The sequence below is a fragment of the Schlesneria sphaerica genome (assembly GCF_044336245.1).
Classification (GTDB): domain Bacteria; phylum Planctomycetota; class Planctomycetia; order Planctomycetales; family Planctomycetaceae; genus Schlesneria; species Schlesneria sphaerica.
In genome coordinates this window covers 212,064-237,646 of record NZ_CP172346.1, presented here as the reverse complement: position 1 = coordinate 237,646, position 25,583 = coordinate 212,064, and the positions used below count along the sequence as shown (strand labels likewise).

Here is a 25,583-nt window from a genome sequence, read left to right as displayed (position 1 = left end):
GACCTGCACCGGGCGGATCTTTGCAGACCAGACTACAATCAACTTCCGTTGCACGGGGCTCAGGAAAAAGAGTCGCAGAGAAGGGCTACAGGCGATGTCATACTGGTTACGCTCGGACAATGAGACGCTCGTTTGTCACGCCGATTCCCTGCTTGAGACCAATGAGGCGGGACGGTCACTGGCGGGAACATTGCAGCCCGGTGACGTAATCGCACTGATCGGCGATCTTGGGGCAGGGAAGACTCAGTTCGTTAAAGGGGTTGCTGAAGGACTGGATGTGGCTGCCGAAGAGGTCAACAGCCCGACATTCACCTTGATTCAAGAGTATCCGGGCCGCATTCTGATGCGGCATAGTGACACCTATCGTTTGCGAGACGCGGAAGAGTTTGCCGACCTGGGGCTGGATGAGTTATTCGCAACAGACGGTGTAGCCCTCATCGAATGGGCCGATCGCGTTGAGGAGTATCTCCCGCGGGACCGTGTCATTGTGCGGATCACGATCAACAGTCCGACAACGCGAATTCTGGAAATCACTGCCACCGGGAACCGGTCTCGGGCGACCCTTGCTCAACTCGCCGCGACAGTTCTCTAGGCCCACGGTCACGAGCCACCTCGCGCATCGCTCGCTTCGCGCGGCTTTTCCGGCCCATTCAACCATTTCTCTCTGCGCAGCCCATTCCGACCAGTCTCTGGTGAAAAACTGCGTTTCACGAAGTGGTATTGCATTGCATTTTGTTTCCTGTAAACATACTTTTGTTATCCATAATTCAGGAAGCGAAAGGAGTGGTCTTTCCGAATTAACACCTCGGCATCTTGACGGTTTTGTGACGAATTTTTCTGAATCATGAACGAATCATGATTCAGGGCTGAGAGCTCGGCTCATGAAATCAGGGCGAGGGGAAGACACGCCAAGGCAGGCTGGACTGGAGAGGGAAATCTAGCGTGAAAGCTTGTTTTTGTGGAGTTTGTTCGTGGGAACAATGAGTCGTCGCGGTCAGGCGGAGCCCGCTTCGGGGTGGAACCGCGTGATCTCGCTGCCGTCAGTACAGGTCTGGCTGCATCTCGTCTTCAGTACGAGAAACCGTGAAGCGTTATTGCAGAGTGATCCCTTTCGGGAAGAGATGTTTCGCATGCTGTGCCAGCAGGTGCAGGAGTGCGGTTGTATCCCTCAATTCGCCGGGGGCAGTGTCGACCACGTCCATCTGGTTTGCGGCCTGTCGCGGACAGTGACGATTGCCAAGCTGGTCGATCATGTAAAGACCGAAACAGCGCGTTGGGCTCACACGGCCCATGGTCTGTCTGGCTTCGCCTGGCAATCGGGGTATGGCGTTTTCTCTGTCAGCCAGTCTCGACTCGATCAGGTGATCGACTATGTGGCTGCCCAGGAAAATTATCACAGGTGGCAGTCGTACCAGGAGGAGTTTCGGGAGTTGTGCGAGAAGCACACTATCGAAATTGACGAACGGACAGCCTGGGATTGAGAGACTCAGATGACTCTTCCAGTGAATCAGCAGCGTGTGGGAATCGAAGAAAAACCCGATCGTGCCGAGACAATCGTCGCCCTGCGAAGATTGTGTCAGACAACCTCCCGAACATTCAGCTCGTATGTCGCGGATTCGACAAGAATATCGACCGGCATTCCAGCGCTGGATGCGTTACTGCCCGGCCGCGGGCTACAGCCGGGATGGCTGGTGGAATGGCTGTCACCCGTTGAAGGTTGTGGAGTAACGGTCCTCGCCCTGCAGGGAGTACAGGCCGCACTCCAGCGACGGGGGGCCTGGGCGGTCGTGGATGAAACGGGTGAGTTTTACCCACCCGCAGTACAGGGATGGGGGATCTCGCTGGAAAGAATGCTTTGGCTTCGTCCGTCGTCTTTGGGGGATGCGGCCTGGGCCGTAGAACAATCGCTTCGTTGTCCTGCCGTGGGGCTGACCTGGTTTCAAGCCGAACGAATGACCGATCGAGTGCTGCGACGATGGAAGATTGCCGCGGAGATGGGGGGAGGAGTCGGTGTTCTGTTTCGTCCCGCGAAAGCCGCACGCACGGCATCATGGGCCGATGTCCGCTGGTTAGTTCATCCTCAGCCATTACGAGCCACCCCGTTGGGGCGGCGAATACGAGTCGAACTTCTCTCTTGTCGCGGTGAGTATCGCACGGGCGACTGGGTGGAACTGGAAGTGTGTGATGCGACGGGTGATGTGCGTCTGGTATCCACTCTGGCCGGTGCAGCATCTGCGCTGCATTCTGTCAGCAAAATCGCCTGACGAGCCTCTTCGCGCCCCGCTGCGAGAGCCTGCCGTCAAGCAGAGAGAGAACACACAGGGGAGGGACGCAGCCGATTCCATCAGTGTTCGGGAAGGAACACAGGCTTCCGCCATCAAAACGCCTCCTTCGATCGCCACACCATGGAACTCCACGCAGGAGCGACATCCCGACGCCTCTCCTGATCAGCATCAGGACTTTGAATCGGAAAGTTTGTTCGGCTCAGATCATCTTCCCTCACCACTACTCGGCGAACCAATGCTGCGGGAGCGATTTTTACCGCGAGAGAAACCGGCACTGCGCCCCGTCATTCTGTTCGATGAAGGACGACGGGGGTATCAGGTTGTAGTCTGTTCGCCCGAGGCGTTGCAGTGGGGCGTACGTGTCGGCATGCCAATCGGTGAAGTCCGATCACTGTTGCCGGGGGCCTCACATCAAAACTCTGGAGCTCCGCATCTCAATCGAAGAAATGCAAAAGGTGCGAGTTCCGCAGAGTCTGCTGTCCTGCAGCGCGTCGACCACGCTGCGGATCGGCTTAAGCTTCAGGAACTGGCCCGGTACTGTCATCGATACAGCCCACTGGTGGGGCTGGAAGAGACGGCGACTCCTGAATCGCTTTGGCTGGAGATCTCGGGAAGCGAAGTGCTGTTTGGAGGAGAACAAAAACTGGCCGAGACCGTACAAACAGACATGGCGCGGCAAGGGATCCATGTCCGGGTGGCAATCGCCGATTCATGGGGAGCCGCCTGGGGAGTCAGTCATTTCGGAGAAGCCGACCTTTCTCTGATTCCCCCTGGTGAACAGCGCCAGTGGCTCGCATCCCTACCGGTGGCGGCCCTGCGAATCAGTGAGACGGTCCGGCAATCGCTGGAAACTCTGGATATCACTCGAATTTCTCAGCTCTACAGTCTACCGCGAACGACATTGCCGGCTCGCTTCGGAAAAGAACTGCTTCTGCGAATGGATCAGGCATTGGGGCATGCCCCCGAACTGCTGGTTGCCGAACGACAGTCAGAGCCGCTCTTCACCGAGTGGCTGTTTGAAGAACCGATTGACGACCGCCAGACACTCGATCATGTTTGCGAGGTGTTGCTGGAGCGATTGCTGGTCCGCTTAATGGAACGACAGGCCGGATTGCGCGAGCTGCAGTGCCATTGGCTGGGAACAACCGCCGACCCGACCGTGCTGCGAATGCTGAGACCTGTGAATGAAAAACGACACCTGCTGGAACTGCTCCGGTTACAGAACGAGCGTCGCGTGTTTCTTTCAAACGTGCAGGGGGTTCGGATGGAAGCTGCCGAAATCGGGTTGCCTCCCGTTCGGCAGACAACCTTGTTTGACGACGATACTGCGGACAGGCAACCTCAGTTACTGGCAGAACTGGTGGATCGGCTGAGCATTCGTCTCAGTTGCGAGGCTGTCCTAAACCCACGCTTGAAGCCGGATCCCCAACCGGAATTTGCCTGTGAGCCGGTTCCGTGGCTGGATGCGAAAACTCCGACCGACGCCAGCTTCAGTTCTTCGGGATTGCGCTGCCGCCCGCTACGACTTTTGCACCCACCCCGGCCTCTCGTTGTCGAAAAAACATCGACGGAGGGCCTGCCGGTTCGAGTCCACCACTCATCGGTGATCCGGATCAGCGGACCCGAGCGAATCGAAGGGGGCTGGTGGCGAGATGTTGACGCAAAGAGGGATTATTACCAGCTCGATCTTGCCAACGGGACCAGGCTCTGGGCCTTTGTGGAGCGAGACACAGGGAACTGGTTCCTTCATGGATTATTTGCGTAATCCAATCCCCCGGAGAGACCTCAACATGGCTTCGTACGATTGCCTGGTATCGAGACAGACACCAGCCCATTCCTGGAAGGGGAGTTGCCGTGCCGACATTGAATCCCGTGGCCGTCAAAGCGAAACAGCCCCGGGAAAAATTCCCGAGGCTGCTCGACTTTGTGCTGGTGGTTGACTTGCCCGGAGGTTGCTTCACTTCAACGCCAAGCTGTGGAAAGCTCGTCAAATTGAGGAATGTCACTCACTACGGCAAAACCACTTCGAGTGGACGATATTGGACTCGAACCAACGACCTCCACGATGTCAACGTGGCGCTCTAACCAACTGAGCTAATCGTCCAGAGAGTGCTCTCACTGGTGTGGTGGGCACAACAATAGGAGCCAGCAGCGATGTGGTCAAGTCTCCCGCCACAGTTACGCCACATGTTCTTAAACTCGTCTGGATTGAATCGGATAAGTGGTCTATGTTTCTTAATCCTTCCGCGAGAATTTTCGAGGTTTTTCAGCATGATCACAATTCGACTTCTGCCTGACGTTCCCACGGGGGCGATTGCCACCGCTCTGGTGGCGACTGCACTGCTGATCAGCGCCGGTTGCGAAACGATGCGGGAATCGGGAATTCCCGGGTTGAGGGCGGATACGACCAAGAAATATGAGGCCAACCGGGTCGAACAGGAACACCGTGACAACTTTGTGGTCCACCGCGACCACAAAGCCTTGTACTGGCTGGTCGCCAACCGGATTAAAAACGGGATGTCACTCACCGACGTCGAGCAAATTCTGGGGGAATCGGGGGAACGGGAAACCGACATGGGGCGCCTCAAACTGGGAGGGCTCTACCAGACGACCGATTTGATCTACAAGTGGGGTCCCGACAACGAGGGATACAGTGTCGTGCTGATATTCCGCGACAATCATCTTGTGAATTTCGATCCCAGTGGTTTCCGATCCGCGTGAAGCCGAATACATTCTGAGTCGATCACGTCCTCACACGACGCTTGCTAGATGGTCACGTCCCGACATGTGGACGTCGATCAGGTCACAGAATGGAATCCGTTATGCCTCTGTTTGGCTCGCACTTAAGTATTGCCGGTGGATATTTCAAAGCCGTTGACGCGGCCGCAGCACTCGGCCTTCACACGGTGCAACTGTTCACAAAGAACAACAATCAATGGGCGGGAAAACCGCTGACCGACGAGGACGTTCGACTGTTCCGCGACGCCCTGGCCCGCACGGGAATTCAGCGGCCGTGTGCTCATGACAGCTACCTGATCAATCTCGCCAGCCCTGACGACGTGCTCTGGCAGAAATCTCTCGATGCACTCGTCCATGAGCTGGAACGGGCAGAGGCTCTGGGACTTGAGGGGGTTGTGATGCACCCCGGCAGCTACGTGAAATCATCCGAGGAAGAAGGCCTGCAGAAAATTGTGGCAGGACTCGATGAAGCTCATCGCCGCACGAAGGGCTTCCGCTGTCAATACTGGCTCGAAACGACAGCCGGGCAGGGGACGAACCTGGGAAATCGCTTTGAACACCTGGCGTTCATTCTCAAGCAGGTGCAAGAGCCCGAAAGACTCGGGATCTGCGTCGATACCTGCCACATCTTTGCCGCCGGGTATCCCCTTCAGTCTCCGGACGAATACGCCGCCACGATGGACGAATTCGACCGAACTATTGGCATTGAGCGAATTCGGGCGTGGCATATCAACGACAGCAAAAAGCCGTTAGGGAGCCGGGTCGACCGGCACGAACATATCGGAGAGGGATGCCTTGGCCTGGAACCTTTCCGTCATCTCGTGAACGATCCCCGGTTTGCGCAAACGCCAATGTACCTGGAAACCGAAAAAGGAGAGCGGGATGGTGTTAATCTCGACGCCATGAATCTGGCCACTCTGAACAGTCTGATTTCTCCGTCCACCGGCCGGACAGCCAAAAAGCAGAAACAGGCCTAGTCTGAATCGGACAACTGGATGCGAACTGCTGTCGCCAAGAGGAGTTACGCGGCGGTGAAATTGCCGTGTCACCGTCAATAAGTGTATGAAGCTCGCTTGCATTATCGTGGTCCCCCAGCGATACTTCCGTTCCGTCTCAGCCGTGTATGCTGATGTAGCGACTGGTCGATCTGTTTTCGGATTCGGTCTCGCGACGGCAGGTAGTTCCCTCCCGCGTTTCTTGATGAAACGGGTTCCGGTTTCGCTGGAATCACCAACTCGAGGTCAGTGACAATGAATGCGTATACCAAGACAGAGATCAAGAAACTCCGTAAGAAGCGTCAACGGCTGAAAAAGAAGCTGCGTTGCCGATTCTGCCCGAATGGATGCGACAAATCACCACGACCAGTTTTTGTTGATTATAAAGATCTCAAGACACTGCGAACCATGATCGATCGCGAAGGCAACATGCTCGCTCGCCGCAAGACGGGCAATTGTGCCAAGTTCCAGCGCGCCGTTCGTGAAGCAATCCTCCGAGCTCGTTACGTCGGCCTGCTGCCGTACGTTGCAGAAGAGTGATTCGGATTCGCGTGAGTCATCTCTTGTGATGACAATTGCAGATTAAGCGGCCCGGCGATTTTGCCGAGCCGCTTTTTTCGCGCACCTTCGCAGAATCATCGACGAAGAGTCTCGCAAGCTGCCGCAGCCATTCTCTTCGCATTCACACCCAGAGTGTTGGCTTACGGCTCTCGTGACAACACCGACAACCGATGGCTGTCGTAAACCGATTTCGTTAGTCGAGATCGTCGACCGGTTCCTCGTTCAGAGAGAGAAGCTGCTGCAGTTCCTCGACGGCTTGAGAGAAGGTCGCGTGTTCACGTGGAGCCTGCCGTAGAAATCGCTGGATCGGCTCCCGCAGTCTGATGGCTGCATCCACGTCGGAATTGGAGCCGCGCTGATAGGCGCCGATGGAAATCAGATCTTCCGCCTGCTGGTAAGCGGCGAGCCACTGACGGAGCGAGTTGGCTGCGAGCCGATGCTCAACATCCGTCACGTCGGGCATGAGTCGGGAGAGACTCGCAAGCACATCGATTGCGGGGAAGTGGCTCTGTTGAGCCAGTTTTCGGGACAGTACGATATGACCGTCCAACGTACCACGGACTGTATCGGAAATCGGTTCGTTGTGGTCATCCCCCTCAACAAGGACGGTGTAGAAACCGGTGATACTGCCCGTTTCCGTCCGGCCTGTTCGTTCGAGCAGTTTTGCCAGATGAGAAAAGACACTGGGCGGATATCCCCGGTTCGCCGGAGGCTCGCCGGCAGCCAGCCCAATCTCTCGATGAGCCAGCGCAAACCGCGTCACGCTATCCATCATCAGCAGGACGTCGCGCCCCGAATCGCGAAAGTATTCGGCGATTGCTGTTCCCAGGTAAGCTGCACGAAGCCTGAGGACCACAGGATCGTCGCCCGTAGCAACAACGACGACACTGCGTGCTGCCCCTTCGGGACCCAGGTCACGCTCGATGAACTCGCGCACTTCGCGCCCTCGTTCGCCGATGAGAACGACGACATTCACGTCGGCAGAAGTCGAACGGGCGATCTGCCCCAGCAACGTGCTCTTTCCCACACCGCTACCGGCAAAAATCCCCAGTCGTTGACCTTTCGCACACGTTATCAGCCCATCAACCGATCGAACTCCCGTCGCCAACGGTTGATCAATTCGTGGACGGCTCATCGGTGAGATGGGAGTTGCCTGAAGTCGAGCGTGGCACGGCAGAATCGCGGGGGGAAGCCCGTCGATAAAGTCGCCTCGGCCATTCACGATTCTTCCCAGCAGAGCATCTCCCACGCGGGCAATTTGAACCGACTGTCCCAGCACGGCTCGCGTTCCACGACGTATCCCCTGAGGATCCCCGTAGGGCAGCAAGAGTGTCTCTTCGCCAGAAAAGCCGATCACTTCCGCTTCCAGCGTGCTGCCGGCTTCAGTCTCGAGCTTTGCAATTGCCCCCAGAGGGGCGGGGAACCCGGAAACGGAGAGCGTCAGACCGACGATCCGGGTGACACGGCCGGTGAGGCTGATCGGCAGGATCGATCTCAGGTGGTCCTCGAGAGCCAGCATACGTGGTCCTGTTTACTGAGACAGTCAGTGCTCGACGAGTTCTTCGGCGATGCGATGCAGCATGGTTTCCACGCGTGCATCGATTTCACCATGGCGCGTTTCGATCCGGCAACTGCCTCGCATCGAAGTGGAGTCGGGGACGAGGACCGTGTCTGCGCAGGCCGTCAGCGAACGGACAATTTCCGAAGCTCGATCTCCCCACGCGGACAGGTCATCGGGGTGCAGATAGATGGTCAGTTGAGGTTGTCCCGCAGCCAGCCGCAAGGCATTCGTGATCATTTCCGTTGCACATTCCGGACGAGTTGCGATCTGACGCTGCATCAGCTTTTCTGCAATCGCAACACCCAGTCGGACAGCTGTCTGTTCCCATCTGACCAGCCAACGGTCTCGCTCGGCCTGCAGTGACTCGGCCGCGGAGAGCAGGGCGGGGAGGGCTGTTTTCAGTTGTTCAGAAATTCGCTGCTCTGAGATTTCGACCGCTTTTCGAGTGATTTCAGCCTCTGCTTCTCGAAGTCCTTCAGCAAGACCTCCCTCTCGGGCAGATGCCACAATAGCCTCGCGCAACTGATTTGCTTCCTGTTGTGCTGTGGTGACAATCCGTTCGGCTTCCGTTCGCGCAGCAACGATCATGCCCTCAGCCTGCTGTTTCAGGTCGACGAAATTAAACGTTTCGGCCTGAGACAGGCTGGACGTCGCAGTTGATTTGATGATGCGAACAGACATGACATCACTGAATTGCGGATTATTGACGGATCTAACAGTGGGTACCCAGATGCTCCATGAGGAGTGATCGCTACTGTTTCATGGGTTTACGGGTTCTTATGGAGGATTTCTCTGTAGCGGCTGCTTTGCTCGGAAGAACAATGTCTCCCTCTGCGGCGAGTGCGTGGATTGATCTCAAAATTTCCTGTTGAGCGGCGGTAATTTCACTGAGCCGTAATGGGCCCAGTGACTGAATGTCGCGGGCCAACCCTTTTCCCTGTGGAGCAGGCAGAGCCCGCACGACTCGTTGTCGCAGTTTGTCTGAGCAGCCTTTCAACGCGAGTGCCCAGGAACAATTCCTCGTCTCGTGCAGGATGATCGTGAGAGAGTCATCTTCGATGTCGATAAGGTCAGTGAAAGCGAACATCGATTCACGAAGCGATCCTGCCAGGCCCGTGTCTTTCTGATCAAGCGACTGAAGCAGATCACGTGAGACCGCCGGTGGCGATTCACGCAGAATCGCCGCCGCGGCGGAAATTCCTCCCAATCGTAGCGGCGCCTGGCCGATTCTCACTTTCAGAATAAAAGCAATTTCATCCAGCAGTTCGGCGTCCGTGGGGCCGAGTCGCGCCATACGCCCCAGCACGTCGACTCGTAAGCTCGGCTCCAGTCCAGCCAGTACCTGAGAGGCAAGCAACGAGGGAAGCTTTGTCGCAATCACCGCAATCGCTTGGGGATGTTCGGTCTCAATCAGTTTGCGGATGTCGTCAGGATGACGCGAATGCAGGAAAGCGAACGGACCGGCGTGAACTCGTTCCTCCAGTCGCTCCTGGATCGGTTCAATTTCATTCTGGTCGATCGAGCGTTCCAGCAGTTCACGAGCCGTTTCCGAGCCGGCCGGTTGCATGAGAGGACGCGACTCAAAAGCGGTTTTGAATTCACTCAAGACCGCTTCCTGTTGTTCTCGCGTCACAGTCCCCGCATTGGCGATGGCCAGGGCGATCCGCTCGACCTGATCGCGAGGTAACCGGCCAAGCAGATCTGCTGCCATCGCCTGATCCAGGCTGAGCAGCAGGATGGCCGTCTTCTGCGTTCCATCCAGAGATTCGTGATTCATTGGGGCATCTCGCTCAACCACTTGCCGATCAATTCTGCCGATGCAGCAGGATCACTGGCGACCAGCGATCGAATCTCGTCCCGAAGATGAGCCATCCGGTCGAGGGAGGTGATGCGCGTTTCATGCGATTCGAGGACGGGCGCGAGGGGCGCCGGAGCAAAATCCTCGACTTGTCGTTGATCAGCGGACTCCCCGGCTGGTTTGACCGACGTCATCACATACTGGCAAGCCCAGATCCCCGCCAGGCCAGCGAGCGTCAGTGCCAGCGACCCCGCATTCTCCTGACAGAACTTGGCAAGTGTTGATTCCGCGATGACGGATTCGGGAATCGGGTTTCTTTCGGGCAACTCGTCGCTGAGTGTCACTGAAACTCCGGACAGGTTCGAATCCAGAGGCAGCAGTGAGGCCACCGTATTTTCCACTTTTGCGAGGACTTCTTCTTCGATTTCCGCGGGGCTGAGCGTTCGGTCACCGCTCATTTCCCGCTGTTTCGCAATTCTCTGCAGGTATTCACGCGGGATTGATACGCTGATCTGGACAGCGGAAGGAATGGCCTCGTGCATATCCTCTTCGCTGGGCTCGCGGGTTGAATCACTGACCAGTTCGGTAGAACCTCGGAAAGCGGTCGCATGCGTATCGCGGGTCTGGATAGCGGCAGGCCGATTTGCGAGTTGGACGATCTCTGGGCGTGACCGCAGATTTCGGCTTCTCACCATCGCCGACTTGACTTGGTCCGCCTCGACCTGAACGAGGATTTCGACATGGGGAATGTAGGCCAGGGCCTTCTGAAGCCGTTGCTCGTAGTAAGCCGTGGCTTCCCGGATTTTCTGGGTGAGGAGACTCTCGCCTGACTCGTGAATTGTCTCACCGGAATAGGCCCGTCCCCGCGTCACGTCAAAGATGGTCACGTCCTGCGGGTCGAGGTCTGGCACCATACTCGCCACAACCTGCCGTAAAGAATTGACGAGACTCGGAGAAACGTCCCGCCCCTCACGAGGCTTGAGCATGACGTTGGCCGTTGCACGGGATTTTCTGTTCCAGGTTTGTTTCCGCTCGGGCGAGGCGATGGCCACCCGGGCATCTTCAATGTCGGGAACGGCCTTAATCATTCGTCGCAATTCCTGAAGCATCAAAGCTTCTTTCATCTGCGATCGCTGGCGATCGGTCGTGAAAGGGCTTTGCGATTCGAGTTGCTTGAGCATCTGTGCCCCCAGGTCAGCGGGCAGAGCATCCGTTTCGAGCAGAACCCCGTTGTAACGATCGAGTTCGCTGACGGGGGCGAGCAATTGGTGACCATCGCGGCGAAATTGCCGCAGTCCTGCCGCTTTCAAAGCCTTTTCAGCAGAGGTGAGTTCCTCTGTCGTGAAGGTCTTACCGAAGGAGACAGGCTGAAATGCCTGCTTCTGATTAACCATTATCAGCCCGCCGAATCCCGCGCAGACGACAAAAATCAATCCGATCGAAAACACCCTCTGAATCAAAGGCATCTGACGGAACTGATCAAAAAGCTGTCCGGTGAATCGCGGCAATACGTCCATGTAAAGCGAGCCGTCGAAAAGTAGACGAATCAAGCCAACGCACGGCGCGTCTTATACTTGCGACCGGCAATTCGACGCAATCCAAATCGTGGGCACTTCGCTTGTCCTGAAGAAAGTCACTGCATCCGTCATATCCCCTCTCACCGTAACTCCGTTCAGACATTGCTCATCAGCCCTAAAGCGTAAACCATCGGAGGGTCCGGTTACGGTACTGGCAACTGTATTGACTCGGTCTATAGTTTCAGGACAATGCAATATCGACAAAGTTGTCTCTCCGCAGCCCGTTGGCAATTTTGGAGCCTGTCGGACGATTGGTTGGCTGGTATGGAACGACGAAGTCTGAGTCTTAACTTCTGAAAGCGGTGTCAATGCGTGCACATTTAATCCCGCTTAAGGGAGGTGGAGCTCCAATTCAGATTACACGGGATATCACACTCGTCGGTCGACAGGATGACCTGTGTGACATCTGCCTGGAAACGACCAGTGTCTCCAAGATGCATTGTCTGATCATCCGAACCGACGGCCTGCTTTTCATTCGCGATCTGGGCAGCACGAACGGCACGAAAGTGAACGGACAGCGAGTCCTGCGAGGGGCATTGTTGCCCGGTGACGAACTCGCCTTCGCAGGCGAAAAATTCCGCGTGGAGATGGGCCCTGGTGAGCCGGATATCGAACCCGATCCAGAATCCCAAGATGCCCACACGGAAGAGATCACGATTCCTCCACAGCAATTGGTCGAATACTTTGCACCGTATGTCCCCGAAAAGGGAGACGACGGCAGCAGTGACAGTGACGTCCGGTTTCTCGACGATGAGGAATAGCGCCGCCGAATCTTGAGCCAGAAGCACCAGAGACTGTTCCCGAAGGAACATCTGACGGATGCCGCTCGGTGTAGCTCGATCCAGGGCGATACGAATACGCATTTTCGGTTCCTTCGATCCCTCACGGTAACCTGGCGACGGCGAGCATCGAGCGTTTTTGTTCCCGGGCTAAGTGTTTAACACACAAGACTTAAAGACAGCATGGCGTTCGCTGCTGAATTGCATTTCTCAGATGCCCCCAATACACTTCGGGCACTCTGCGGACGATGTTCAACGCGCCCTAGTTCGTCGTGCTGCCCAGACGAATGTGCCTGTCACAGTCAGACGATCAACTTGTTCCCCATTCTGCCGTTTCCGCATGAACGTCGATCTGGGTTCTTGAGCTTCGTCGGTGCGTTTTGACATAATCACGATGCCGTACGGACTCGTCACCAATGATTGTGGCTTCTGTAGCCCGATTGCGAAATTGTCGAGGAGGAACTGACTTTTGTCTTCGCAAAATGATAGCGCACCGAAAACCCTCGCCGGTTGGCAGTCAGACTCCTTTGTTAAGAACAACCTCGACTTCTGCAGATTCTGGTTAGCGGTTCTCGTGATTTTCTCGCACTCGTACGCACTGGCGGAAGGGCATGAAGAAAACGAACCCCTGGGACTTTTCACGCACGGGCAGCTTAATTCAGGTCCGTTCGCTGTCTGCTGCTTCTTCATCATCAGCGGATTTCTGATCACACATAGCTGGTTGCGTTCAAAGTCAGCGGTCGATTACCTGAAGAAACGGGCCTTCCGTATTTATCCCGGATTCATTGTTGTCGTTCTTCTGGGTGTGTTCGTCATCGCTCCATTCGTTTCAGAAAACCTTCATTTCGGAGTCAAAAGACTCCTCACGATCCCAATCTCGCTGCTGGCGTTGAGAAACGTCGACCTGCGTGAGGCATTCGTCAATAACCCTTACCCCGGCACGATGAACGGATCTCTCTGGTCAATTCCCTATGAATTCAAGTGCTACCTGGCGGTCATGGCGATTGGAGCCGCTGGCATGCTGACCAGGCGTCGCGGATTGGTTCCGTGGCTGTTCCTCGTCACGCTGATTGCCGGGGCCCTCTATCCGTTCTTCCCTGTTCCGGCGCTCGATAAAGGTCCATTTGCTGCGATCGTCGGCAGTGCCGAAGCGTGGAGCCGGGTGTTTCCCTACTTCATCGCCGGATTGGCGTTTTACGTCTACCGCAAGAGCATTCCGTTTTCGACGCCGCTGTTCGTAGCTTCGGTCATCGCCTTCGTCGCGGCATCTTTTGCACCACCGGCCGGCCGGTTCGTCTTTCCGTTCGCCATCACTTATGCCCTGTTCTGGTTCTCGTTCCATCCTGCCATTCATTTCGAGAACTGGTCACGTTACGGCGACTTCTCGTATGGGATCTACTTGTACGCGTTTCCCATTCAGCAATTGATTGCTTTGTCGATGCCCGGTGTCTCCGCGATCACAATGTTCTTCATCGCGACCCCATTGTCGATCCTTGCCGGGGCCATCAGTTGGCACCTCGTCGAAAAGCACTTCCTCAAGATGAAGCACCGACCGGCAAAGCCTGTGGAAGTGAAGCAGCCCGCCGTTATCGACAATGCTGCGACATTGAAGAGCGAGGCGACCAATCTCGGCAGCGGTGTCGTTGCCAAGTAGTCAACGCGGACTCGTCGGCCGCGTGCTCTACGAACGAGTCCCAATCGGCCCAGTCCGGGCGCGGAGTTTGGTCACTGGCCTGACGACTGCTGAAGCGTCGTTACTTGAAGAACGATTCGTGCACACAGCGCCGAGCGTGATTGTGGAACACCTGAAGACAAAGAAACCGCACACCGTGTGGGGCCAAGACTTCCACACGGCGATGCGATCTCTTCACTCGACTCAGGCGTAGAAGAAGACTTTTTCTGCCGTCTTACGCAGCAGCCACTCCCGATCGTCTTTCGATGTGAAGCTGAGACGGTCCCGCACCAGGCTGATCGAGGCCTTGTAGTTGTTCTCCCCCTCGATCTGGTACGGCGAGTCGCTTGCCCACATTAACCGCTGGGGACCGAAGGCCTCGTACAGTCGCTTGATCATGGGAATCAACTCGTCATGCGGTGGTTTCTTCTTGCCGAGCGCGTAAAAGGCAGAAATCTTAACGTGACAATTCTTATGACGAGCCAACCGACTGAGGTTAGCCACGTCCGCGTCGCGGACCTGTCCATCAACGCCGATACGTGCGAAGTGATCAATGACGACCGGCGTGTCGGGATGTTGCTCACACATGCGGTCCGTCGCCGGCAAGTCAGAGGCATCAATGAGCAGGCACATTGCCTGTCGCGTCTTGGCCCCCGTTTTCCACATTTCGATCATGCCGGGCGTTTCCAGCCACTTGGAACGCTCTTCTTCCTTACGCACGAAGGGAGTGATACGAAATCCGGTGACCCCGTGCGGCAAGAGGGCTTTCATAGCTTCTCCGGGCTTCGGCTGGTGGTCGTCGACCATTCCCTGAATCCGGAACAACTTTGGATGCCGCTTTACCGCGTCGATCAGGTATGAGTTGTCGAACAGGTGATAGACCGAATGCTGGATTAACACGACTCGACCCACCCCTTCAGGTCGTGCCACAGCCATCAGTTCGTCATCCGTGAAACTGGCAGGCTTGAGATCCGCTTTGGTGAGTCCTGGAACGAGCGGATATTTGTCGGTTTCGGCTGGCCAGATGTGCGAGTGCGCATCGATCCAGGGAAGGTCGGCATCAGCGGCAAAAGATGACTTGGTCATCAATCCTCCCATTACGGCAAGACTTCTCGACACGAACTGGCGTCGGCTCACGCGGAGACGTTGGGGCATTTGAGTTCCTGGGATTGGTACTTGAGATTGTCGGTCAAAGCGAGCCTCGATTTCTCTCGACACTTGGCCGAATGTATCAAGAAATGCTGGTTTGAACTACGAAGTGCAAAGGGAGCGCAGCAGAGATATCGGAAACAGGAACGTACCGGTCGACCGCAGGTAAGTGCAGACCAGCCGTGATCCGCGAGTTCCCTATCAGCAGGAGACCGAAGGGGGAGGACGGAGATTGCCGAGCCTGACCAGCTCTGCCCCACCTCAACGAGTTTCCGCTGCCAAGCATGCCGGAGGGAATATGGGGAATCGAAGGGGTTAGCTTTCTTGTCTACGGCTTCGTGCAATGTGTACTGGAAATGGATATAGTTTTCCGAAGCGAGTTCTCGCTTCCGGCAGCACAGGCGTCCAAACTTCCCTTCGGCGATGATATGAAAATCGTAACGATTTGTGATCAGCTCAGTGGCTCCACGGCCCGAATTCTGCCCGAACTGGGATTCAACTGCTTTGAGTTTCGAGCGTCTGTCGAGGGGACCATGGTCGATGTGCTCGACGCGGTCCCCGGATTCGAACAGGGACAGCAAAAGCCTAGCGGAAGTGGCATTCCCATCTTGTTCCCGTTTCCCAATCGGATCCGCGCAGGACGTTTCAACTGGAAGGGCAAAGAATATGTCCTGCCAGGAACAGACAAATGGGGTAACGCGATCCACGGCCTGTGCATGGACCGCCCATGGCGCGTCGTCCGGCAGGAAGCGAATTCCGTGACAGGGCAGTTTCACCTGAGTGTGGACGCTCCCGATCGACTTCCTCTGTGGCCGGGGGATTTCATCATTGAACTCGTGTACGAACTAGTTCGAGCCCGATTACTGTCGCGATTCCGCATCTTTAATCCCACCAGCGATCCTCTACCGTGGGGACTCGGGACACATCCTTATTTCAAACTCCCGCTCACCTCGACCAGCCGCTACGAAGACTGCCTCGTCGAGGTACCGGCCCGCGAGCGATGGGAACTCATCGACTGTCTGCCGACCGGAAAGCGATTGGCCGTTGACGAGTCGACAGACCTTCGGGACGGAGCCTATCTCAGTACACTTAAGCTGGACGATGTTTACACCGGCATTGACTGTCATGGCCCTCAGTTCGAATGCCTGGTGATGGACGAGAGTGCCGGTCTGCAAGTCACCCTGACCGTCCCACCTGTGTTTCGTGAAATTGTGGCGTTTACTCCTCCGAATCGTTCGGCTGTTTGCCTTGAACCGTATACATGTCCAACTGATGCGGTAAACTTGCAGACGACAGGATTGGATGTCGGCTGGCGGGTGCTGGGACCGGGCCAGGAATTTCATACGTGGATCGACTTGTCGGTGGGAACCGTCATCGTATGAGGAAATGAGAACACTCATGTCGAAATGCAGCTTGCGAACGATCGTTGCCGTAACCGCTTGCGTCGGTTTTTTCGCCGGAATCGCCGGTCCTTTCCACTCCAGCATCGCGATTGCTCAGCAGACGCAACCGAAGACAGAGCCCTCGACCAATCCAGAGGAATTCCGAGCCCTGGTCGAACGGATCAGCAAGCTGGAATCGGAAGTTGAGCGACTGAAAAAGGGGACGCCAGTTGCTGCCGGGACAGATGCGCAGGTTCTGGCCATGCTCGACGTGGCACACCTGGGTCTGTTCTACTCTGGCAACGGCCAGACCCGTTTTCTGGCGTTGCACGTCCTGCTCGCCAATACGACCCGAAATTCCTATACCATCGCTCGGGACCAGATTATTGCCGAGATCGACGGAGAAGAACGGAAACTAGTCGATCTGCCTCAGCAACTGCAGAACTACACCGTCCAATCCGGCAAGCAGCATTTTCAAATCTCGGCCATGAAACCCCAGAAGGAGTGGAAACTCCCTTCAGGCGGTCAGACCGGGATCTGGCTCGTCTACGCTGACTTACCGCTGGGCCCCAACGTCCCCAAGTGTCTCATTAAAGTGAAGCTGGGAGACGACACTAAAGAAATCAACGTCAACGAATTACAACGGGCTCAACTGAGTCTTGAGGTAGAGCGGATTGGTCCGCGTGAGTCACTGGCCCTGATGACCATTGGCGGGGCGATCAACAGTTTCAATGCTGGCACATTCGTCGATGAACTCGACAAACTCGTCGCTCAGAAAGTCGCTCGCGTCGTCGTCCGCTGGATTGATGGTGCGAGTCCGCCCGACCCACAGTTGATGAATTGGCTTCAGTCCGCCGCCGCCGGCAACGCAGGCAATCCGAACGCCAACCAGATGTTTCCCATGATCCCGTCAGCGATCCGTGAGTTTCACCTGACGGAGTTTCCTGTCAGTGATGAGATAGCAAGTCGAGGGGGATCAGGATACGGATTGAGGTCCACTGGTCAGGTACGTCTCCACAAATCATCGGCGGAAGCCGTCGGTGCCGCGCTCAGGACAGCATACCTCGCACTCCCCAGAGACGAACTGCTCAACGAAATTCGTACTGGTAACCCGCTCTCCCGAGCGGCCGCACTGGCCTACGGCGGTGGACGGTTGAGTGTCGAAAATCTGCCGCAGATCTTTGAATGGGCCGAAGACAAAGATCCGGAGTTGCAGAAGGCCGCCCTCCAGGCGCTCAGTCACTTCGGCGAGCCTGAAGCGATTGAGAAACTGGTTCTCTACGCCAAGCGAAATGTCGACCCGTTGTCGATTTCGGCGATTGAAAGTCTTGCAGGTTCGCGTTTCGGTGCCGCGCACGATGCACTTCTGGTGCTATTGAAAAATGAACCCGCTGAGTCTCGCAAGAAAATCGTGCAAGTGCTGGCGAAGTACCCACGTCCGATCTGGTCTGATGCGCTCTATGAATTCGTGACGAACGCACCGGCCAATATGGATGTGGAATCATTAAAAGCCCTGGTCCAGGTTGGACACCCCCAACTGGTCGAAGTGCTGGAGCGGGCCCTGCGGTCGCCAGACAAGCAAATTCGAGATCTGGCATTCCAGACCCTGTCGCAACGGAACGATCAACGCAGCGAAACACTCGCGATCGACTATGCGCTCAAAGTCTTGGATCAAGGACCTCCCGATTCGAACGTCGTTCAGTTGCTGTCACGCACACGGGATGTCCGAGCGGTCCCATTGCTGCTGAAGCAACTAGATTCAGGAAACGATCGGGTCACGACCATCAACCTGCTATTGCAGTTGGGTGATCAGGACGTCGCTGACAAGCTGGTCGCCAAGTACCCCTCGTTGAACAACAACGAGAAAGTCCAGGTTCTACAGGGACTGAAGCTGTTTCGGCATTCGAAGTTCCGTGACCTTTGCGGCGAGGCCCTGCTTTCAAACGACAATCAGCTTGTCTCAACCGCCGCAACCGCTTTGACACTCGACGGGCATCCGGACGGAGAAAAACTGCTGATCAGTGCGGTGGAAAAGCAGCGCATGAATCACCTGCTGGGCAATATCATGAACGCGCTGGCGAACTTCGGAACGCCAACCGCTCGTGCGGCACTCATCAAGGCACGCGATTCAGGCGAAACCAACAAGCGGAACTACGCCAATTCGGCACTGCTCACGCTTCGTCAACGCTCTCCCGGATTTCAATATTCCGCCCAAGGGGACATGTTCAGCAAGAATCAGCAGGAAAAAGAGGCGATGGAAGCATACGACCTCGCCCTGCAACTCGACTCGGAACTTCCGGAAGCCTATCTCGGGCGCGGCCAGTTGCTGCTGAAGAAAGAGAAATTTGCGGAAGCATGCAAAGATTTCGAGAAGGTCATTGAGCTGAAGCACGAGCCTCTCTTTCCGGGCGAATTTGTGACCAGTCTCGCGATTGCCCGCATCGGCGATGGGCGCGTTGAGGAAGGTCTGACTTACCTCGAAGAACATCGCCCCTCGGAAGAAGTCCGTGACCCCAATCGGAAAGCACTTCGCGCACTGTTCCTTTACAACGCCGCGTGTGCCTATTCGCGAGCGTTCGAGCAGGCCGAAAAGCGAACCGACCTGCCCGACCGGGACACTCTTCGCGAAAAGTATCGTACACAGGCGGTGAAGGACCTCCGTGAGTCCATCAAGAACGGCTTCGACGACTTCGCCTGGATGGCCAAAGATCCTGACTTCAAGCCAATTCACGAAGATCCCGAGTTCAAGAAAATTCTGGCCGAAAAGCCGCAGGACAAGACGGAAAAGAAAGAAGCGGAGTAACTCGCGAGCGGATCCCGCAAGTGTCTTATACGGATCCTAATTTGAAAGAGCGCGATCGAGCCAAGGTGCGGCGCAGACAGTTTTCATCAGTTCAGGATCGAGAACGCTTGCTCTCCAAGCCTCTTGGGACGCCGCTTCTAACGCCGGGTAGTCGGGGTAGGCCCGATTGCTCCAGTGGTGTGACTTCAAATAATGCCACAGGTTCTCAATCGGGTTCAGTTCAGGGCTGTAGGCCGGTAGCCGGATCAACGTGATATTTTGTGGAACCCGCAGGGTTCCACTGCGATGAAAACCGGCGCCGTCCCAGATCATCACCGCGTGTTCGTCCTTCGGGATGCGCGTAGAAAACTGCTTCAGAAACACGTTGATGACAGCGGTGTTCAATCGCGGACTGAGCAATCCTTCAGCGTGCCCCGTCTGGGGACAGACTGTTCCCAATACCCATAAATATTGGTACTCGGTCTGACGGACGACCTGAGGACGTGATCCTGTGGGAGCCCACACATTTGTCGTGGTCCCCTGTTGACCGAACCTCGCTTCATCCTGGAAATAGATCCGCAACTTTTTGTCTGGCTGCGCAGCTTGAATCTGCTGTATCTGCTCCTTGAGACCCGTCTGAAACTCCTGCATCACCTGCGGGTTGGCTTTGTAGTGCTTTGGACGAGGACGCAGATAGGAATACCCGAGCCGGTGCAGCAGCCAATAGATACTGGAGAGTGACCGCACGCAGCCAAATTCCTGCTGAAGTATTCGCTGCAGATCCTTTCCTCGGAGGGAACAGACCTGATCTTCGGGTTTCGGCCCCGCATCAAGTCGCTGTCGTAACTGTTGCTGTGCTTCCTCGCTGAGCGGGACACCCGGAGTCCGTCCACGTCGATCATCCAGCCCCGGCAAGCCGAGTTCGTTGTACTGATAGACCCATCTCTGACAGACGCGCCGTGTGAAACCCACCGCCATGGCAATCGCGGGAGCAGTCCACCCCTGCATGGCAAGAACCACAATCCGCAGTCGCTTGGCCCGGGCGGCATCCTTCTCCTGGCGTTCGAGGGCCTGTAATTGCTCCAACGAATGGTGTCTGCTGCTGACCTCCATTGAGACCTCTCTGTAAATGAGTGTCTCGATAGTATGATAGGTGGTCTGGGAGGGCGCAAGGGAATGCGCGCTATCTCACGTTGGGATCCGTATTAGTGGCGCATTAATATCGGCGATCCATGTTTCCGCAGTATCCAAAGGGCGGGGGGATCGACGGGGCACTGTGAGTCTGTTCGTTGCATGGAATTTGGACAAGAAACATGCTTGCCGAGATCTTGAAGAAGTTCCCCCTGCATTCGTCGGAAGGTTCTTTCGCGTAGTCAAGAACCGCGATTGACTGCCTTTCGACGGATAACCGGCAGTCAATCGCAGCAGTTGCTAGGTATTTGCATCACTCAGCGGGCTTCGTCGCCGGCTCCGTCTTGAGGAATGCCAGCGAAAATGTTTCACCCGACTTGATCGTTCCCGGTTTGATCAAGCCAATCTCTCCCATCTGGTCGGTCAAGGTCTGCCAGCGTTCGGCTGTCATCATGCCGAGCTGAGTCTCGTCAAAACCCGTTGGCAGACACAGCGGCCGCAATGCGTTAACCCCATAGGCGAGGATCTCCATTCCCATTTCCGGATTTTGCTCGTGAATGTACTTGTTCGTCTGGTCGGGTTCAGCGAGGTACTTTTTCCAGCCCTTGATGGAAGCCCGCGTCATTCTGGCTACCAGATCAGGTTTCTGGCTTACGGCCTCTTGACGGGCAATCAGCAGGCTGGTGTAGGCGTTAAAGCCGATGTCCGAGAGCATCAGACACAGCGGATCACTCTTCTCACGTTCAGCCAGAAAGGGTTCACTGAAACTATACGCCTGCTGGCCATAGTCGGTCTGTTCAAGAAATTGCGCTACGTTGCCCGGATAGTTAACAACCTGCACACCATCCAGGTTGACGACCTTTTTGAGGTATTGTGCGAAGGGCTGTCCCGAATTCATCGCGAGGGTGAATGACTTTTTCTGGGCCAGATCTTCGAGCTTCGTCAGTCCGCTCGACTTATGGACCATGATACAACGGGGACTGTTCTGAAGCGGGCTCATGACGGCTACCACTTCCGCCTGTTGCGCCCGTAACAGCAGCAGTTTGTCCGCGTTGTCGACTCCGAAATCAACCTTTCCTTCCGCAACGTCCGAAATCACCGGCACCTTGGGGCCACCCGGTCGAATCGTGACTCGCAACCCTTCTTCCTCGTAGTAGCCATGTACGAGCGCCGCGTAGTAGCCACCGTGCTCGGCTTCAGGGAACCAGTTTAGTGCGAGCGAAACGTCAATCAATTGGCTCTGGCCCGACGAGCCATCGTCGCCCCGGTCCGATAGAGAAGTTGGCTTCTCGGCCTGGCAGCCGATTGCCAGACACAGAGCGACTGTCAGCCATCCGCGTGAGACGTTCATTCGTGGTCCTTGTTCGTGAAGAAGAATCCCGCAATTGAAGTGGCGAACCAGCCCACTGCGACTGAGCTGATTGAAATCGACTGGCAACCCTCGGATCGACTCCATTCCGACATCGTTCACTCTACCTGTTCTCAGACATGCCACAGGCACAGGAGAATCCCGCCGCAGTCCCAGTCATAACACAGCGCCAGCAAGTCTAACTATTTTCGATCCTCAACGGGACCGTCATACCAGCGACGCAAGATTGTCACACTGATCAGGTTCACCATTCCAAATATGGCGATGCCGAAGAGAGTTGATGTCAGGACGGCGGCAAACAGTCGGTCTATCTGCAACTGATCGTTGGTCGTATTGATCAGGTACCCAAGGCCGAACCGCTTCGAACCGTACCCAACGAAAAATTCTCCGACGATCGCCCCGACGACCGCCATCCCACTGGATGTTCTTGCTCCGGCAAGAAGCCCCGGAACCGCGCTGGGGAATCGCAATTTGATCAGCGTCTGCCAACGAGAAGCATTGTTTAACCGGAACAGGTCGAGCAGATTCGGATCGATCTCCAAGAGCCCCTGAGTGCCGTTGGACAGGATCGGAAACAGACTCAGGATCAGTGCGACCAGGACCACACTTTGAAAGCCGTTACCACACCAGCGAACAATCAGCGGAGCAATTGCGACAATGGGGACCGTTTGCAAGAAGATAAAATACGGATATCCGCTGGACCGGATACGCCGCGACTGGGCAAACACAAACGCGATCAATGTCCCCAGCACCAGACTCGCCAGAAAGCCGCTCAGTGCTGCCGTCCCAGTATAAAGAACTGCTCGCCCCAGGATGGCGGCATCATTGTAGAGTGCTCTTCCCACTGCCAGGGGGGACGGAAGCAGATAAGGCTTCAGTCGAAATGCGATGACGCACCAGTGCCATACCGCGACGACGAGGGCGAACAGGACAAGCGGTGGAAGAACGACGTCGACCAGCCAGGACTTCAGCCGTTTCAGAATCATCGTGCCGCCTCCCGTACCCGCTGGCTCAGTTCTCCGCACAGTCGAGCAAAATCACGGTCGGCACGTAGTTCAGGACCGCGCGGAAAGTCAAACGGAATTCGCACCTCATCAATGATTCTGCCGGGCCGTTTACTCATGACGAACACCCGTTGAGAGAGAAAGACCGCTTCGGCCACGTTGTGAGTCACGAAAACTCCCGTCCAGCGACGACGCATCCAGATTTCGACGAGGTCTTCATTCAATTGCTGTCTGAGAACGTCGTCCAGCGCCGCAAATGGTTCATCCAGCAGCAGCAGTTCCGGGTCTGTCACGAGGGCTCGAGCAAGTGACACGCGCATCCGCATCCCTCCCGAGAGACTACGAGGAGGCTTTTGCGCGTCATCGTCCGTGAGGCCAATCAGCCGCAACGAATTTTGAATGAGTTCGGCGTGTTCGGCTCGCGGAACACCGAGTAATTCCAGTGGAAGGCGAATGTTTTCTGTGACTGAGCGCCAGGGGAGCAGATGAGCTTCCTGAAAGACAAACGCCACGCGGCACTTCGTCCGGCGGGCATCCTCAGGAGTCAGACCCGCGACGGTGATCTGCCCCGAGGTCGGTGAAATCAACCCCGCAAACAGCCTCAGCAAAGTTGACTTACCGCACCCTGACGGTCCCAGCAGCGAAACAAACTCACCCCGCTGCACGGCACAATGGATTCCCGTGATGGCCAGCCGCGACTCACTGAATGCCATCGCAACGTCATGGGCTTGGATCAGGTTCGGCGGCTGTTCTGTCACTTCCACAATTCTCGCGTCGAGTCATTCGGGGGGGAACGGGCGGAGGGACAGGATTTGACGCCATTCCAGGCGATCTGTCCAGAAGGTGCCAATCTTTTCTACATTGTTAATATCAGATCCGCTTTCGACCATATCGAACGGTCGATTCTTCTGCCGAATCTCTCAGTCACGGTACTCACGGGATTCCCCAGATCGCCCGGTTCAAAAATTGGCTATGCAGGCTCGCCTTGAAAAGAGAGTCCTGCGTTGTGACGCTGCTCGCTTGTTCCTGCTTAATGTCGGAGTTTGTTGAATGTCCTTTCCGCTGCTGGCCATTGAAGCAGGAAACAGTCGACTCAAGTTTGGGTTCTTCATTCCTTCGCAGACTACGTTTTACCGAAAACTCGATGGACGAGTTGTCAAAACAAAGAGAGTCGAGGGGGACTGGCCACACTGCCACCGCTTTCTGGCGATTCCCGTCGGCGAGGCAATCCCCTGGCAGACACTGATGAGCTGGAATCCGGACGGGGCAATCATTGCTGGATCAAATCCTCGTGCCGTCGATCGCGTGCTCAGCGATTGGTACCAGACCGGGCTAAAGCCCCCGATAATGGTCCGGGAACGATCCTCGATCCCCGTTGAACTGGACGTCGATTCCCCCGATACGGTCGGTCTGGACAGGCTCTTGAACGCGGTCGCTGCCAACGCACTTCGTCCCGCTTCAAGGTCGGCGATCGTCATTGATTCGGGAACAGCGACGACCGTGAATTACGTATCACAGGCCGGAACGTTCTGCGGCGGAGCCATCCTGCCGGGACTCGAAATGTCCGCGAAAGCGCTGAATTACTACACAGCAGCACTTCCACTGCTACCCGTTCAGGATCTGGGGGGAGACGTTCCCGTAGCCCCCGGTCGCAATACTCGAGAGGCAATTCGTAACGGGTTGTTCTGGGGGCAGGTGGGCGCCATCCGGGAACTGGTAAATCAGATTTGCCAGCAGAAGAAACTGGCCGTCCCTGATTTTGGGGGGGCGATTGATTCGCCCAATGCTCCCTGGATGATTTTGACCGGAGGAGGGGGACCGATTCTTTCCCCGCAATTCCCCGGTGTACTCGCCGTTCCCTCGCTTGGAATGCACGGTCTCGTCCTGACCGCATGGACGCATCACGTCTAGTTTGGCATTCGCACCATTCGTTGACTCATGTCCTTACTCGAGTGCCGCGATCGGGTTCAGAAAGGTTCCTGGTCACAGCGGGGGAACTGTCAGTCCAAACCAAGGTGGAATGGGACGGAGGATCCCCTCGAAATTGACTTACGATAACGCAAAGCTGTGGCGTACCTGCTCTGCTGCGCCGGCTCACCTTGATGCATTCCGGAGCTCCCGATTCGTGATGTTTCTGTCAGAATTAACCGCCATGAAGCGGTTTCTATTCCACTTCTGCGCGGACCTGCAAAATCGTTAACAAACTTACAATTCCGTCGGGTTTGCACTTGTCTAACGCAAAAACCGCCGTTAATTTCTCGAACGCACTCATTTCTCTTAATAACTCAGTTTCAAATCGCAACTGACGTTCTTTTGGGAACTCGCCGGCATGATGCCCCGCAGTGACTTATTCCAATTCTGGAATGAGCCGTTCGACATTCTTTTCGCGAAGGAGCTCAAGGATGAGCCGACTCAGCGTGTATTGGCCTGAAGAGGCGAATTTGTCTGATCATTCCGCTGACGAGCCACGGATCATTCCGTTTCGGCGATCGAGTCAAACGGCGGAATCTGAGCCACGTACTCTGGATGTCGTGACCCGCGCTCGATTGCTCTTTTCGAATCGCCGATGTCAGGACTGCAGCTATCCGGTTGTCGAGCCCATCGAACTCGCTGATTCCGTCAAAAATCGAAACGGTCTGGCAATCCCCGGCACGGCGACTCTCGTCGGCTTCCGCTGCTGCGGTTGCAAAAGCGAATGGTCAGTTTAAACATCTGACATCGCGCCTGATCCCCCCGGTTCAGTCGAGAATGTGCCTGCCATCCCAGACGTTGTGCCACCATTAGCAACATCCGATGCTT

General features: G+C 56.0%; 22 protein-coding genes and 1 tRNA gene. 13 read left to right on the top strand and 10 right to left on the bottom strand.

Going from position 1 to position 25,583, the window contains the following annotated elements; genetic code table 11:
- The first annotated feature begins 94 nt into the window (after positions 1-94).
- From tsaE to ACGY09_RS00780, 4 genes are all read left to right on the top strand, one after another.
- Positions 95-592, top strand: a complete 498-nt coding sequence (gene tsaE / locus ACGY09_RS00795; RefSeq protein ID WP_397570112.1) for a tRNA (adenosine(37)-N6)-threonylcarbamoyltransferase complex ATPase subunit type 1 TsaE — start codon at positions 95-97, stop codon at positions 590-592.
- A 388-nt stretch (positions 593-980) separates the two neighbouring features.
- Positions 981-1,481, top strand: a complete 501-nt coding sequence (locus ACGY09_RS00790) for a transposase (RefSeq protein ID WP_397571916.1) — start codon at positions 981-983, stop codon at positions 1,479-1,481.
- 9 nt (positions 1,482-1,490) lie between these two features.
- Positions 1,491-2,264 (top strand): ImuA family protein, encoded by a 774-nt coding sequence (locus ACGY09_RS00785; protein ID WP_397570111.1) that lies wholly within the window; start codon positions 1,491-1,493, stop codon positions 2,262-2,264.
- Positions 2,185-4,050 (top strand): hypothetical protein, encoded by a 1,866-nt coding sequence (locus tag ACGY09_RS00780; protein ID WP_397570110.1) that lies wholly within the window; start codon positions 2,185-2,187, stop codon positions 4,048-4,050. Before ACGY09_RS00785 ends, ACGY09_RS00780 begins: the two co-directional genes overlap by 80 nt.
- A gap of 265 nt (positions 4,051-4,315) precedes the next feature.
- Here ACGY09_RS00780 and ACGY09_RS00775 read toward each other — a convergent pair.
- A tRNA-Val gene (locus ACGY09_RS00775) sits at positions 4,316-4,389 on the bottom strand.
- A 167-nt stretch (positions 4,390-4,556) separates the two neighbouring features.
- On the opposite strand from ACGY09_RS00775, the gene ACGY09_RS00770 reads away from it, so the two are divergent.
- From ACGY09_RS00770 to rpsR, 3 genes are all read left to right on the top strand, one after another.
- Positions 4,557-5,006: a hypothetical protein gene (locus ACGY09_RS00770; RefSeq protein ID WP_397570109.1), complete on the top strand. Its 450-nt coding sequence runs from the start codon at positions 4,557-4,559 to the stop codon at positions 5,004-5,006.
- A 101-nt stretch (positions 5,007-5,107) separates the two neighbouring features.
- Positions 5,108-6,001: a deoxyribonuclease IV gene (locus tag ACGY09_RS00765; RefSeq protein WP_397570108.1), complete on the top strand. Its 894-nt coding sequence runs from the start codon at positions 5,108-5,110 to the stop codon at positions 5,999-6,001.
- 273 nt (positions 6,002-6,274) lie between these two features.
- Positions 6,275-6,559, top strand: coding sequence for a 30S ribosomal protein S18 (gene rpsR, locus ACGY09_RS00760; RefSeq protein ID WP_373651993.1), 285 nt, complete (start codon positions 6,275-6,277; stop codon positions 6,557-6,559).
- Positions 6,560-6,773: 214 nt separating this feature from the next.
- Here the strand turns inward: rpsR and ACGY09_RS00755 are convergent, their stop codons facing one another.
- The 4 genes from ACGY09_RS00755 to ACGY09_RS00740 form a co-directional block, all read right to left on the bottom strand.
- Positions 6,774-8,099, bottom strand: a complete 1,326-nt coding sequence (locus ACGY09_RS00755) for a FliI/YscN family ATPase (protein WP_397570107.1) — start codon at positions 8,097-8,099, stop codon at positions 6,774-6,776.
- Between the two features lie 24 nt (positions 8,100-8,123).
- Complete coding sequence (locus ACGY09_RS00750) at positions 8,124-8,822, bottom strand: FliH/SctL family protein (RefSeq protein WP_397570106.1); 699 nt, start codon at positions 8,820-8,822, stop codon at positions 8,124-8,126.
- Between the two features lie 70 nt (positions 8,823-8,892).
- Entirely contained in the window at positions 8,893-9,918 is a 1,026-nt protein-coding gene (locus ACGY09_RS00745; RefSeq protein ID WP_397570105.1) for a flagellar motor switch protein FliG, read from the bottom strand.
- Positions 9,915-11,333, bottom strand: a complete 1,419-nt coding sequence (locus ACGY09_RS00740; protein WP_397570104.1) for a hypothetical protein — start codon at positions 11,331-11,333, stop codon at positions 9,915-9,917. The genes ACGY09_RS00745 and ACGY09_RS00740 overlap by 4 nt, the downstream gene beginning before the upstream one ends.
- Positions 11,334-11,824: 491 nt before the next feature.
- Between ACGY09_RS00740 and ACGY09_RS00735 the strand changes: the two genes are divergently transcribed.
- Positions 11,825-12,277 carry an FHA domain-containing protein gene (locus tag ACGY09_RS00735; protein WP_397570103.1) on the top strand — a complete coding sequence of 151 codons (453 nt, stop codon included), beginning with the start codon at positions 11,825-11,827 and terminating at the stop codon, positions 12,275-12,277.
- 487 nt (positions 12,278-12,764) lie between these two features.
- Complete coding sequence (locus ACGY09_RS00730; protein WP_397570102.1) at positions 12,765-13,949, top strand: acyltransferase family protein; 1,185 nt, start codon at positions 12,765-12,767, stop codon at positions 13,947-13,949.
- Positions 13,950-14,171: 222 nt separating this feature from the next.
- Here ACGY09_RS00730 and ACGY09_RS00725 read toward each other — a convergent pair whose 3' ends face one another.
- Entirely contained in the window at positions 14,172-15,053 is an 882-nt protein-coding gene (locus tag ACGY09_RS00725; RefSeq protein ID WP_397570101.1) for an amidohydrolase family protein, read from the bottom strand.
- Positions 15,054-15,472: 419 nt separating this feature from the next.
- Here ACGY09_RS00725 and ACGY09_RS00720 point away from each other — a divergent pair, with 419 nt between their 5' ends.
- Both ACGY09_RS00720 and ACGY09_RS00715 read left to right on the top strand, forming a co-directional pair.
- Positions 15,473-16,498, top strand: coding sequence for an aldose 1-epimerase (locus tag ACGY09_RS00720; RefSeq protein WP_397570100.1), 1,026 nt, complete (start codon positions 15,473-15,475; stop codon positions 16,496-16,498).
- 16 nt (positions 16,499-16,514) lie between these two features.
- Positions 16,515-19,301, top strand: coding sequence for a HEAT repeat domain-containing protein (locus tag ACGY09_RS00715; protein WP_397570099.1), 2,787 nt, complete (start codon positions 16,515-16,517; stop codon positions 19,299-19,301).
- 36 nt (positions 19,302-19,337) lie between these two features.
- On the opposite strand, the gene ACGY09_RS00710 is transcribed toward ACGY09_RS00715, so the two are convergent.
- The 4 genes from ACGY09_RS00710 to ACGY09_RS00695 form a co-directional block, all read right to left on the bottom strand.
- Positions 19,338-20,393 (bottom strand): IS630 family transposase, encoded by a 1,056-nt coding sequence (locus ACGY09_RS00710; RefSeq protein ID WP_397570098.1) that lies wholly within the window; start codon positions 20,391-20,393, stop codon positions 19,338-19,340.
- A gap of 331 nt (positions 20,394-20,724) precedes the next feature.
- A complete protein-coding gene (locus ACGY09_RS00705; RefSeq protein ID WP_397570097.1) occupies positions 20,725-21,762 on the bottom strand; it encodes an ABC transporter substrate-binding protein in 1,038 nt (345 codons plus the stop codon).
- A 200-nt stretch (positions 21,763-21,962) separates the two neighbouring features.
- Complete coding sequence (locus ACGY09_RS00700; protein WP_373652004.1) at positions 21,963-22,766, bottom strand: ABC transporter permease; 804 nt, start codon at positions 22,764-22,766, stop codon at positions 21,963-21,965.
- Positions 22,763-23,542 (bottom strand): ABC transporter ATP-binding protein, encoded by a 780-nt coding sequence (locus ACGY09_RS00695; RefSeq protein ID WP_373652005.1) that lies wholly within the window; start codon positions 23,540-23,542, stop codon positions 22,763-22,765. Before ACGY09_RS00695 ends, ACGY09_RS00700 begins: the two co-directional genes overlap by 4 nt.
- Before the next feature lie 292 nt (positions 23,543-23,834).
- Here ACGY09_RS00695 and ACGY09_RS00690 point away from each other — a divergent pair, with 292 nt between their 5' ends.
- The gene (locus ACGY09_RS00690) at positions 23,835-24,695 is read left to right on the top strand and encodes a type III pantothenate kinase (protein WP_397570096.1); all 861 of its coding nucleotides are present in this window, start codon (positions 23,835-23,837) and stop codon (positions 24,693-24,695) included.
- Positions 24,696-25,186: 491 nt separating this feature from the next.
- Positions 25,187-25,492 carry a hypothetical protein gene (locus ACGY09_RS00685; protein ID WP_397570095.1) on the top strand — a complete coding sequence of 102 codons (306 nt, stop codon included), beginning with the start codon at positions 25,187-25,189 and terminating at the stop codon, positions 25,490-25,492.
- Positions 25,493-25,583: the final 91 nt, after the last annotated feature.